The organism is Tahibacter caeni (genome assembly GCF_024609805.1).
In the GTDB taxonomy this organism is placed as follows: domain Bacteria; phylum Pseudomonadota; class Gammaproteobacteria; order Xanthomonadales; family Rhodanobacteraceae; genus Tahibacter; species Tahibacter caeni.
This window is the reverse complement of the sequence record NZ_JANFVR010000140.1, coordinates 1-11970: the sequence shown is the minus strand read 5'-3', so window position 1 is coordinate 11970 and position 11970 is coordinate 1. Positions and strand designations below refer to the sequence as shown.

The following is an 11970-nucleotide window of genomic DNA, read 5'->3' as shown; positions in this document are numbered from 1 at the left end:
CGCTGATCGCCGCGGCGACGGCGCTCGCGGCGCCGCCGCGCGTCGACGGCCCGGCGCCGCAGCCGCGCGAACGGCTGGAATGGACCGCGCTGCGCCGCTACAGCACCGCCGACGGCCTGCCGCAGAACACGATCAACGCGCTCGCGCAGGATCGCGCGGGCTTCGTCTATGCCGGCACCGAGGACGGCCTGGCCCAGTTCGACGGCCGCCACTGGGCGCGCATCGCGCTGCCCGAACGCGCCGGCGTAAGGCCTTACGTGACCCAGCTCGTCGCGACCGGCGACGGCGCCCTGTGGATCGGCAGCGACAGCGTCGGCCTCTGGCGCCGCGACGACGATGGACGGCTCGCGCCGGTCTCCGGCATTCCGGCGGAGCTCGCGCTCGAAGCGCTGCATCCGCGCGACACAAGCAGCGTCTACGCCGGCACCGCGCGCGGCGTCTATCGCTGCAACGCCGACGGCTGCGCCGTGATCGCGGCCACCGCGCAGCTCGAAGTCGCGGTGCTGCTGGCCGGCGAAGGACCGGAGGGGACGGCGCTCTGGATCGGCACGAACGAAGCGGGCCTGTACCGCCTCGACGATCCCGACGGCCGCGCCGTGCTCGCCGACTGGCATCTCGGCAAGGCCGACGGCTTGCCGAACGGCGCGATCCGCGGCCTCGCGTTCTGGGGCGGCGCCGACGGCCGCGATCTCTGGATCGGCACGGGCCGCGGTCTCGCGCGGCTGACGCGCGACGCGCTGATCGCCTACGACGCCACGACGGGCTTTCCCGAAGGCACGGCCGCGCCGCTGCTGCCTAGCCGCGAACGCGACGGCCGGCCCGTGCTGCGCGTCGCGCTCGCGCGCGCCGGCCTGGCCGAGATCGGCGAAGACGGCAACGTGCATCTGGTCACGCGTGCCGAAGGCCTGCCCGAGGACGGCGTGCGCAGCCTGCTCGAGACCGGCGACGACCCGCAGCATCGCGTGCTCTGGCTCGGCACCACGTCGTCCGGTGTCGCGCGGCGCGAGCCCGGCCGCTGGGCGTCGCTCGACGAACGCCACGGCCTGCCGCATCGCGTCGTGTTCGGCGTCGGCCAGGCGCGCTTTCCCGACGGCGTCGAGTCGCCGTGGATCGGTACGGTCGAAGGCCCGGCGCGCTGGACGGGCGGCGCGTGGCAGCGTTTCCTGCCGACGCCGTACGCGCACAGCAAGGTGTTCGCGATGCAGCGCGACGGCGCGACTTTGTGGCTCGCGACCGACCAGGGACTGCTCGGCCTCGAGCGCGGACGCATCACGCACTACAGCGCCGACAACAGCGGGCTGCCGGGGCTGACCGTGCTCGACGTCGCCGCGCAGGACACGGCGCAGGGCCGCCGGCTCTGGATCGCGACGCGGCACGGGCTCGCGTGGCTGCAGGGCGACACGATCCGCTCCGAGCCGCTGCCGCTGGCCGACGGCTCGCCGACCGTGCGCAAGCTGCTGCTCGCGCCGGCCACCGATGCGCGCGAGCGTCTCTGGGCCGCGACGGCGGCCGGCCTGGTCTGGCGCGACGAGCAGGGCTGGCAGCCGGTGCCCGATAGCTGCCTGCCGAGCGCCGAACTGCTGGACATGCAGCTGCAGCGCGAACCGGGCGGCCGCAGCGCGCTGTGGGTCGCGAGCCGCGCCGGCATCGTGCGCATCGATCTCGGCGGCGCGCTGCGCTGCGTGCCGCTGCCGCCGCATGCGCGGCCGGCCGGACAGATCTACCAGCAGGCCGTCGACGAGGCCGGCCGCCTCTACGTGTTCGGCTCCGACGGCGTCACGCGCTATCGCTTCGCCGACCCGTTCGCCGACCCGCTCGCGCTCGACGACGTCACGCACTTCGGCATCGAGGACGGCCTGCCCGGACTCGAATTCAACCGCGCGAGCCACGTCGACGCCGCGGGCCGCGTCTGGGCCGGCGGCGTCGACGGCCTCGCGCTGTACGACCCGGCGCAGGAATCGGCCGCCGGCGGCGCGTCGCCGCTGCGCCTGCGCCAGGCGGCGACCGAACGCGGCACGCCGCTGAAACCCGGCACCGTGCTCGCCGCCGGCGACGACAGCGTGCGCGCCGAAGTCGCGCTGCTGGCCTACGAGCGGCCGCAGGAGATCCGCTATCACGCCGAGCTGCTCGGCCTCGGCGACCACCGGCCCGACTGGAGCAGCGGCGCGTACTTCCAGTTCAGCCGCCTGCCGCCCGGTGACTACACCTTGCGTCTGCGCGCGCGTGACGCATACGCGGTCGAGGCGCAGCCGATCGAAATTCCGTTCCGCCTGCGCGCGCCCTGGTGGCAGACGCCGACCGCGCTGACCGGCTTCGGCCTGGCGCTGCTCGCGCTCGGCGTACTGGCCGGACGCTGGCGCAGCGCCGCGCTCGCGCGCCGCGCGCGCTGGCTGCAGCAGGAAGTCGCGACGCGCACGCGCGAGCTGGCCGACGTCAATCGCCGGCTCGAGCATGCGTCGCTGACCGATCCACTGACCGGCCTCTGGAACCGGCGCCATTTCGCGCTGGAAATGCCGGCCGAATGCGCCCGCGCGCTGCGCCGCTGCGAGGACGGCGACCGCGACGGCGTGCTCGGCCTGCTGCTGATCGACTGCGATCACTTCAAGCAGATCAACGACCGCCACGGCCATGCGGTCGGCGACGCCGTGCTCGTGGAGATCGCCGCGCGGCTGCGCCAGCAGGCGCGCGACGGCGATCTGCTCGCGCGCTGGGGCGGCGAGGAATTCCTGTTCGTGCTGCGCGACACGGAACGCAGCGGCCTCGACGCGGTCGCCCAGCGCGTGCTCGCCTGCATCGCCGAACGGCCGTTCGTGTTCGCGGTCGAACCGCTCGCGGTGACCTGCTCGCTCGGCGTCTGCGCGTATCCGTTCGATGCCGACGCGCCGATGGCGGCCAGCCTCGACGATTGCCTGCGCCACGCCGACGCCGCGCTCTACGAAGCCAAGCGCCGCGGCCGCGACCGCGCCGTCGTCGCCGAAGACGGCATGACCGACGCCGCGGACTGGCGCGAAATCCGCCGCCCTTGATCGACGATTCCCCCTTCTCCATTCCCGATTCCCGGCCCTTCACATGCTGACCCGTTCCATCGAACAGTTCCGCGCCGCGTGGCCGACCCTGCAGCCCGACGGCGCGGGCTGCGCGCGCGCCGCGTTCCTCGTGACGCCGCTGGGCTTCCAGCTCGCGGCCCAGTCCGCCAGCGACAACCGCTACATGGCCATGGACGTCGGCGTCGACGCGAACCTCGCGCTCGCCGAGCATGCGACGCTCGCGCGCCGCGTCTCGGCGCTGCTGCCGACGGTCTGTTTTCCGGGCGATCCGGCAACGCCCGACGCGGTATTCCCGAACAACGTGTTCGCGACTGCGCCGGGGCGCACGGTCGTCGGCCGCATGCGCCATCCGGTGCGCCGGCGCGAAGCGCAGCGGCCGGACATCCGCGGCTTCTTCCGCGACGTCGTCGGCTACGAGGAAGTGGACCTGTCGACCCTCGACGGCACGGCCGAGCTGACCGGCAGCCTCGTCATCGACCGCGCGCGCGGCATCGGCTATTGCGGCCTCGGCGAGCGCTGCGACGAAGCCGGCGCCGCGGCCATGCACGCGGCGTTCGGCCTGCGCCTGACGTTCTGTTTCGATCTCGCGCCCGGCGAGTACCACACCAACGTGGTCATGTCGGTGCTGGCCGGCCGCGCGCTCGTCATCGCGCCGGACGGCTTCGCCGATCCGGCCGTCGCCGCGGCGATCGCCGACGCCTACGCACCGCGCGTCGTGCGGCTCGATGCGGTGCAGAAGGCGGACTACGCCGGCAACTGCATCGCGCTGAGCGAGGACACGGTCTGGATGAGCGAACGTGCTGCAGCCTCGTTGCGGCCGGCACAGCGCGCGGCACTGGCCGAGTGGGGATTTCGCGTCGAGGCCGTCGCGCTGGCCGAAATCGAGAAGGCCGGCGGCAGCCTGCGCTGCTGCGTCGGCGAGATCTACTGACGTCCGGCGGGCAGGCTCGCGCACGCGGCCTACACGCCGGATTTACGTCGCCGCCACGGAATTTCCGCACCGCCGCACAGTTCAGGCGCAATTCAATCCGCGCTATCGAGACTCGATGCCTCTCGCTAAGATGAACGCATGCTAAGACCCGCATCCCTGCTGCGCTGCTTCCTGCTGCCGATCGCGCTTGCCGCGGCCGGCACGCCGGCGGCCGCGCAGCTGACCCTGGAAGGCGCGGTCGAGCAGGTGCAGCAGGAAATCCAGGGACGCGTGCTCAAGGCCGAGGAAGTCACGATCGGCAAGAAGAAGTTGTACCGGATCAAGCTGCTGACCCGCGACGGGCGAGTGCAAGTCGTGAAGATTCCCGCGGACGAGAACAAGGAGAGCCGATAATGCGAGTCCTGCTGGTCGAAGACGAAGCGCCGCTGCGCGAGACGCTCGCGGCGCGGCTCAAGCGCGAAGGCTATGCGGTTGACTGCGCCGCCGACGGCGACGAGGGCCTCTATCTCGGCCGCGAAATGCCGTTCGACGTCGCCGTAATCGACCTCGGCCTGCCCAAGCGCCCGGGCATGGACCTGGTCAAGGCGCTGCGCGACGAGGGCCAGCGCTATCCGATCCTGATCCTCACCGCGCGCTCGAGCTGGCAGGACAAGGTCGAAGGCCTCAAGGCCGGCGCCGACGACTATCTCGTCAAACCGTTTCACGTCGAAGAGCTGCTGGCCCGCCTCAACGCGCTCGTGCGCCGCGCGACCGGCTGGACCAAGCCCGTGCTCGAATGCGGTCCGGTGCAGCTCGACACGACGGCGCAGAGCATCACGGTCGATTCCAAGCCGGTCGATCTCACGAGCTACGAATACAAGGTGCTCGAATACCTGATGCTGCACGCCGGCGAGCTCGTCTCCAAGGCCGATCTCACCGAGCACATCTACCAGCAAGACTTCGACCGAGATTCCAACGTGCTCGAAGTGTTCATCGGCCGCCTGCGCCGCAAGCTCGATCCGGACGGCCATCTCAAGCCGATCGAGACCGTGCGCGGCCGCGGCTACCGCTTCGCGATTCCGCGCAGCGACGTCACGGCGGACTGAACCCGGAAGATTCCGAACGAGGGTCCGCTGTGCGCCGGCCCGCTCGTCCCACGATACCGCCACGCCTGCAGAGCACTCGTCCGGCCGCCTCCTCGATCCGAGGGGGCGAACTCCACGGCAGAACGCCGACTCACTCAGAGGATCCCTAAATGGCACAGCGGCGGCCGCTGTCGCTGCAGGCCCGTTCCACCGTCGCGGCGGGCCTCGCGCTCGCGGCCTTCCTCGGAGTCACCGGCTTCGCGCTGGACAAGGCGTACTACGACGCGACGGTCGCCGCGATGCGCGACCGCCTGCAGGGCTATGTCTACGCCTATCTGGCCGGTTCCGACGTGTTGCGCGGCACCAAGCTGCTGCCGCCGGAAACCCTGCCCGATCCCGAATTCAACCGCCCCGGCTCGGGTCTCTACGCCGTCGTCGTCGGGGAAAGCGACTCGCTGCGCTGGGAATCGCCGTCGGCGCTCGGCCGCGAACTCGCGTTCGACGCGCGCCTGCCGGTCGGCGAGACGCGCTTCGAAGGCCCGGTCGACAACGCCGTCGGCCGCGTGTTCGTGTTTTCGCAGGGCGTCAGCTGGGAAGTCGACGAGCGCCGGCCGGTCAACCTGACCGTGCACGTCGCGCAGAGCGAGCAGCAGTTCCTGCGCCAGGTCAGCGCCTACCGCCGCACGCTCGTGCGCTGGCTCGGCGCGCTCGGCATCGTGCTGCTGCTGCTGCAGATCGCATTGCTGCGCTGGGGCCTGAGCCCGCTGCGCAAGATGGTGCGCGACGTCGACAACGTCATGAACGGCGACGCCGACCGCCTGCCGGGCCAGTATCCGGCCGAGCTCGCGCCGCTGACGAGCAGTCTCAACGAGCTCATCGATTTCGGCCGCGAACAGCTCGACCGCTACCGCAACACCATGTCCGACCTGGCGCACAGCCTGAAGACGCCGCTGGCCGTGCTGCGCAGCGAGATCGACGGCGACGCGGGCTATTCGAGCCTGCGCCGCAGCGTCAACGAGCAGTCGCAGCGCATGCACGACATCGTGTCCTACCAGCTCTCGCGCGCGACGGCGTCGCGGCACCAGGTGTTCTCCACGCCGCTGCTGATCGAAACGGCGGCCGAGGGCATCGTCGCGAGCCTCGAGAAGGTCTACGCGGCCAAGCGCGTGCTCTGCGAATTCGAGATCGATCCCGACGCGCGCTTCTTCGGCGCCCAGGGCGACCTGATGGAACTGCTCGGCAACCTGCTCGAGAACGCGTTCAAGTGGGCGAACCGGCGCGTGCTGCTGACCGCGCACGTCGTCAGGACGCCGCGCATGCGCCGCGCCGGCCTGGAACTGCGCGTAGAGGACGACGGCCCCGGCATTCCGCCGGAGAAAGTCGAACACCTGCTGCAGCGGGGCGTCCGCGGCGACGAACGCGTGCAGGGTCACGGCATCGGCCTGGCCATCGTGCAGGACATCGTCAAGGGCTACCGCGGCAGCCTGTCGGTGCACCGCTCCGACGCGCTCGGCGGCGCGCTGTTCTGCATACGGTTCGAGGCGATGTGAGGCGGGAGCCGGAAGCCGCCGCCGCGGCGACGGTTCAACCGTCCAGTCCGACCGCGCGATAGAGCCGTTCGGCGACAGTGGCTTCCGCGTAGCGGTCGGCGACGTAGATGCGGCCGCGTTCGGCGGCCTGCGCGCGCGCGGCCGCATCCAGGGCCAGCGCGTCTTCCAGGCAGCGCACGAGCTCGTCGGCGCCGCGATAGCCCCAGCCGGCGCCGGCCATGTCGACGTGGTCGGCCAGCACCTCGCAGTGCGCGTTGACGACGACCGGCGCGCCCTGCGCCATCGCTTCGAGCGTGACGATGCTGAAGCTCTCCCAGCGCGACGGCATGACGAACGCGGCGGCGCCGGCCATCAGCGCGGCTTTTTCGGCCGCGTCGACGAAGCCGAGGAACCTGACGCCGTCAGCTTCGCGCAGGCCCAGATGATCGGCGCCGGTCAGCACGAGCTCGACCGGTTCGCGCGTGCGCCGGCGCAGCTGCCGGAACGCGGCGAGCAGTTCGCGGCAGCCCTTGCTCTCGTCGATGCGGCCGCAGTAGAGCAGGTAGGGTTTCTCGCGCGCCACCGGCGCCGCCGCCGGCGCCGCGACGGCCATGCCGACGACGTCGCCGCGCAGTTCGTTCCAGAGCCGCGCGCCGAGGCGGCGCTCGGCTTCGGTCAGCCAGATCAGCCGCGCCGCGCGCCGCGCGGCCTGGGCGTACACCGGCAGATAGGCCGGCGGTTCGTCGTGCAGGGTCGGCACGAGCACGCGCTTGGCCGCCGGCACGCACTCGAGGCCGAAATACGTGGTCGGGTACAGGTAGGTGCAGAACACGACGGCCGCGTAATCGCCCTGATGCTGTGCCAGATGGTCGAGCAGGCCCGGACACCAGGGCCCCTGCGCGCGGATGAACTGCTCGGCCAGCGGCGCGCGCCAGGCCAGCTGTGCGGCGCCGCCGCGTTCGACCTGCTGCGCGTGTGCCTGCAGCAGGCGGCGGTGCAGTTCGTTGAACCAGGCTCCGCGCGGCCACGCGCTCGCGAAACGCCGCAGGCGGATGCCGTCGCGCCATTCCTCGCCTTCCGGCAGCGCGTTGTCCCAGCTGCGGTAGTCGAGCGCGCAGCTCGTCAGGATGTCGACGTCGCCGCGCCGGCGCAGCAGCTGCGCGTAATGCCAGGCCAGTGCCTCGGAGCCGCCGGCGATGTCCGGATGGCAGCGCTGCACGACGACGGCGACGCGACTCATGCGAGCGCCGCCACGGCTGCCTGCAGGCGCGCGGCGAGCACGGCCGGCGCGAACTGCGTGCGGTAGCGCGCACGGCCGGCCAGACGCAGGGTCTCGGCCGCATCGGCGTCGCGCGCCAGACGCGCGAGGCTCGCCGCATACAGGCGCGGATCGGATTCCTGCCAGAGCAGCCCGGCGTCGCCGAGCGTTTCGCCGATGGCCGCGCGGTCGCGCGCGACGACGGGCACGCCGAGCGCCATGGCTTCGACCAGCGGCACGCAGAAACCCTCGTGCTCCGACAGCATCAGCAGCGCGTCGGCGACGAGCCAGCAGGCTTTCAGCCGCGCGTCGTCGACGTTGTCGAGGAAATGCACGTGTTCGGCGATGCCGAGCGCGGCGCAGCGCTCGCGCAGATGGCGCGAATAGCGCGCGAGCCGGCGGTCGTGCTTGCCGACGACGAGCAGGCGCGCGTCGTCGGCGTAATGGCGGCGGTAGCAGGCGAACGCGTCGAACAGCGCCGCGTGACCCTTGTTCGGTGCGACGCGGCCGAGCATCAGCACGTTGCGCCGGCCGTCGCCGTAGCGGTCCAGCAGGCCGAGGTCGGCGGACTGGTCGAGCAGCGCTTCGCAGCGATGGAACGGCGCGAGCACGCGTCCGCGTGCGGCCGGCAGTCCGGCCTGCACGAGCTCGGCGAGGTTGTAGGCCGAGCAGGCCAGCGCGAGATCGAAGCCGGCCGTGGCCAGCGCCGCGAGGCTCGCGCGGCCGGCCGCGCAGCTGCGCACGTGATCGCGCGACCAGCCCTGGAAGAATTCCGGCGGCGTGACGTTGTGGTAGCGCAGCACGCGGCGGCAGTTCAACGTCGCGAGCTGGGCTTCGACGCGCGGCCAGCCGATCGAGTAATGGTAGATCGCGACGTCGCGCGCGCCGAGCCAGCGATCCAGCCCCGCCGGCGCATGCACGCTTTCGGCGACACCCTGGCTGTGGTCGGCGTAGAGGCGCACGTCGTGGCCGGCGCGGCGCAGCGCAGCGGCCATTTCGAGGACGTCGGTGCCGACGGCGTCGTGCGCCGCGAGCGACGGCGCGAGCAGCGCGATCTTCATGCGGCCGGCCTCGACGGCGGCCGCGACCGGCGGGCGGACCGGCTCATCGCCGCGGCTCGCGCGAGCGGGCGAGCTCCTCGCGCAGGCGTGCGACCTCGGCGGCGAGATCGCCGAGCTCGGCCGCCGTCTGCTGCTGCGCGAGCGCCTGGCCGAGCCGGCGCTGTTCGCGCGCGATCTCGGGCAGGTTCCAGAACAGGGCGAGCCGCTCGATCAGGCCGCCGACCAGCGGCAGCCGCGTCAGCCGCCAGAAGCGATGACGCGCGGCGAGCCCGGCGATCGTCACGCCGTAGCCGCGGGCCTCGGGCGACGCGCAGAGATCGCCGAGTATCGCGATCTTGCTGTCGCCGGCCGCGAGGCGCTGCAGCGCGTGCAGATGCCCGGCCGCGTCGGGCGCGCGCTTGAGCACGCAGCGATAGGCGAGCTCGACGAACTCGTCGTTGTGCACGTGCATGAAATCGTCGAGCGCGTAATGCAGGCGCTGCGGATGGTCCGGCGACAACGCGGCGTCGGTGACCGTGCCCGCGACGGGCGCGGCGACTTCGTCCGGCGGCGGCAACGCAGCAGCCTCGGCGCGGATCTGCTGCTGCAAAGTGTCCAGCGAAACGGGGGGATCGACGTTCATCGCGAGGGCGGCGAGGGCGGAGCGCGCGTCAGCGCGGTGCGGGCGCCCAGGTGGCATCGGTCGCGGCGAGCGGGATGATGCCATACGAGCGCGCCGTGGTCAGATCGATCCACTGGTAGTCGGGCTTGCGCTGGCCGAAGCCGGCGGCCTCGCGCGCGTAGCGCGCCTTGCCGGCGACGAGCGCCGCCGAGAAGCTGTCGAGCGCATCGCTGTCGATGAGGCTGAGCTCGCCGACGAAGCCGGGCCTGGGCCGCACCGCGAGCTGGCGTGCGCCGAGCAGGGTGGTTTCGACGAAGACCGGATCGTTGCCCGCCTCGCCGGTATAGAAGGCGAGCAAGGCATGCCGCGGCACGAGCAGCAGCACGCTGCGCACGCCGAGCCGCTCGAGCGCGGCGGCCAGCAGCAGGCTGCCGTCGATGCAGTTCGCGCGGCGCTCGTTCCAGACGTCGTCGTGCAGGCGCACGTGCTGGCTCCAGACCGACGGCCCGCGCGCGAGGCCCGGGTCTTCGTCCGCATAGCGCACGCCGTGCAGCTGCAGCACTTCCCAGATCGCATAGGCCGAAGCCAGGGTCTGCGCCGGCGTGCGCCGGCCCGGCGTCAGCGGCAGGAACGGATGGCGTTCGGCGACCTCGGCGAGCACGCGGTCGATCACGCGCGAGCCCGGATCGGCATACGCGGCGAAGATCCAGCCGAGGTCGACGTGATCCTTGCCGTCGCGCACGTAGTACAGCGCTTCGCTGAGCGGATGCAGGCGTATCGTGCGGCGGCGGTGCTCGGCCGGCGCGTCGCCGCGGCGCAAGGCGAATTCCGCGTCGACGTCCTGCGGCTTGTCGAGGCCGGCCAGCGCGGCGCGGTTCCACTGCAGCCGCGGGCGCAGGGTATAGCGTTCGCCGGCGCGCGGCAGGACGGCCTGCACGTGCGCGGCTTCGCGCAGGCCCGGCGCGGTCACGCGCAGGTCGACGCGCTCGCCGTCCTGCGCGGCGGTGACGTCGATCGCGAGCATGCCGCTGCCGTCGCCGTAGCGCTGCGCATCGGGACCGTCGCTCGGACGCTGCGACAGATCCAGCACCGGATACAGCGCGTCGTCGGGGCTGATGCGCACCTGCCAGTCGGCGGCGCAGGCGGCCGGCCCCGACGCAACGGCGAGCGCGACAGCGAGCAGCAGCCATGCCGCGCAGCGGCGCGGCAGAGTTTGCACGGAAAGCATGTGCCGACTATCGTTGCGCCCGCCTGTGCTTGTCCATAGGCCGCGCCGGGGTCCCTTCTGCCCGGCCTATCCTCTTACGCCGTGGAGTTCCCGATGCGCACGATCCTGATGCCTCTCGCCCTGATGCTGTCTCTTGCTGCCTGCAGCAATGCGCCTCAGGACGCGTCCAAGTCCGCCGCCGCACCGGCAGCTCCGGCAGCCAAGCCCGAACCGGCCAAACCCGCGGAGAGCAAGCCCGAAGCCGCCAAGGAAGCGGCCGCGCCGGCGGCCGAGCTGCCGGAAGGCGCCTGCGGCGATCAGAGTGCCGTCGCGAAGGAAGAACGCCTGGCCAACACGCCGCGCTGGACCACGGCCAGCGAGGTCGACAATTTCGGCTACGACGTGTTCCGCGGCGACAGCGAGGACGGCCCGTTCGCCAAGCTCAACGCCGACCCGATCCTCGGCGCCGGCACGACCGACGAGACCAAGAACTACTCCTACCGCGACGACACCATCGATCCGTGCCGCGAGTACTGGTACTACGTCGAATCCATCGACACCAAGGGCACGCGCGAGAAGTTCACGCCGGTGTTCAAGGCCGGCGCCAAGCGTCGCCCGGCGGCCGCCGCGGCACCTGCACCGAAGGCGTCGTAACCCATGCCCGAGCAGGACGTCCGCGTGCGCCGGCGCGTTCTGCTTTTTAGCTTTATTGCTTTATTCCTTTTGCAGCAGACCGCGCTGGTCTGGCTGTACTGGGGCAGCGGCAAGAACCTGCTCGGCGACGAGGTGAGTTATCTCGGCTGGGCCCGCGGCCTGGCCGGTGTCGGCCCGCCCGTCGTCGACGTCGGCTGGTGGCCGCCGCTGCAGGCCTGGCTGCTGGCCGGACTGCTGCGCCTGTTCGGCGAGCCGCACGCGCTGCCGGCGATGCAGGTGCTGCAGACCGCGTTCCTGCTCGGCGCCGCCGCGCTGCTGCGCGCGATCTGGCGCGACGTCGACGGCCGCGTCGCCGCGGCCAATCTCGCCGCGGCGCTGTTCCTGCTGAATCCGTCCACCATGGCCTACGCGCACTGGCTCTGGCCCGAGCCGGTGCACCTGTTGCTGCTGCTCGCGGCGCTGCGTCTGCTGCAGCGCGCCGGCGGCGGCCTGCGCAGCGCGGCGGGCGGCGCGGCGCTCGGTGGCGCGATGCTGGCCAAGAGCCTGCTCAGCGCGTTCTGGCCGGCGTTCGGCCTGCTGCTCCTGCGCGGCGCGCGCTGGCGCGGCGCGGCGGTGGCG

Annotated in this window: 11 protein-coding genes; 7 read left to right on the top strand and 4 right to left on the bottom strand. The window is 72.1% G+C overall.

All coding sequences use genetic code 11. The annotated features are described in order from the left end of the window. The 5 genes from NON22_RS13200 to NON22_RS13180 form a co-directional block, all read left to right on the top strand. The coding region (locus NON22_RS13200) for a ligand-binding sensor domain-containing diguanylate cyclase (RefSeq protein ID WP_257387403.1) at positions 1-3026 on the top strand (3026 nt) is incomplete at its 5' end. Between the two features lie 43 nt (positions 3027-3069). After that, positions 3070-3978, top strand: a complete 909-nt coding sequence (locus NON22_RS13195; protein WP_257387402.1) for an arginine deiminase-related protein — start codon at positions 3070-3072, stop codon at positions 3976-3978. Positions 3979-4116: 138 nt separating this feature from the next. After that, a complete protein-coding gene (locus NON22_RS13190) occupies positions 4117-4371 on the top strand; it encodes a PepSY domain-containing protein (protein ID WP_257387401.1) in 255 nt (84 codons plus the stop codon). After that, entirely contained in the window at positions 4371-5063 is a 693-nt protein-coding gene (locus tag NON22_RS13185) for a response regulator transcription factor (protein WP_257387400.1), read from the top strand. Before NON22_RS13190 ends, NON22_RS13185 begins: the two co-directional genes overlap by 1 nt. 149 nt (positions 5064-5212) lie before the next feature. Further along, on the top strand, positions 5213-6592 hold the full coding sequence (locus NON22_RS13180; RefSeq protein WP_257387399.1) for an ATP-binding protein: 1380 nt from the start codon (positions 5213-5215) through the stop codon (positions 6590-6592). Positions 6593-6626: 34 nt separating this feature from the next. On the opposite strand, the gene NON22_RS13175 is transcribed toward NON22_RS13180, so the two are convergent. The 4 genes from NON22_RS13175 to NON22_RS13160 are packed head-to-tail and all read right to left on the bottom strand — an operon-like array spanning position 6627 to position 10719. Then, a complete protein-coding gene (locus tag NON22_RS13175) occupies positions 6627-7811 on the bottom strand; it encodes a glycosyltransferase family 4 protein (RefSeq protein ID WP_257387398.1) in 1185 nt (394 codons plus the stop codon). Beyond that, on the bottom strand, positions 7808-8890 hold the full coding sequence (locus tag NON22_RS13170; protein WP_257387397.1) for a glycosyltransferase: 1083 nt from the start codon (positions 8888-8890) through the stop codon (positions 7808-7810). The genes NON22_RS13175 and NON22_RS13170 overlap by 4 nt, the downstream gene beginning before the upstream one ends. Positions 8891-8933: 43 nt before the next feature. Next, the gene (locus NON22_RS13165; RefSeq protein ID WP_257387396.1) at positions 8934-9512 is read right to left on the bottom strand and encodes a DUF4214 domain-containing protein; all 579 of its coding nucleotides are present in this window, start codon (positions 9510-9512) and stop codon (positions 8934-8936) included. A 28-nt stretch (positions 9513-9540) separates the two neighbouring features. Then, positions 9541-10719: a hypothetical protein gene (locus tag NON22_RS13160; RefSeq protein WP_257387395.1), complete on the bottom strand. Its 1179-nt coding sequence runs from the start codon at positions 10717-10719 to the stop codon at positions 9541-9543. 93 nt (positions 10720-10812) lie between these two features. Between NON22_RS13160 and NON22_RS13155 the strand changes: the two genes are divergently transcribed. Further along, positions 10813-11352, top strand: a complete 540-nt coding sequence (locus NON22_RS13155; protein WP_257387394.1) for a hypothetical protein — start codon at positions 10813-10815, stop codon at positions 11350-11352. A gap of 69 nt (positions 11353-11421) precedes the next feature. Beyond that, positions 11422-11970 (top strand): hypothetical protein (locus tag NON22_RS13150; protein WP_257387393.1); only part of this gene is annotated, 549 nt, incomplete at its 3' end.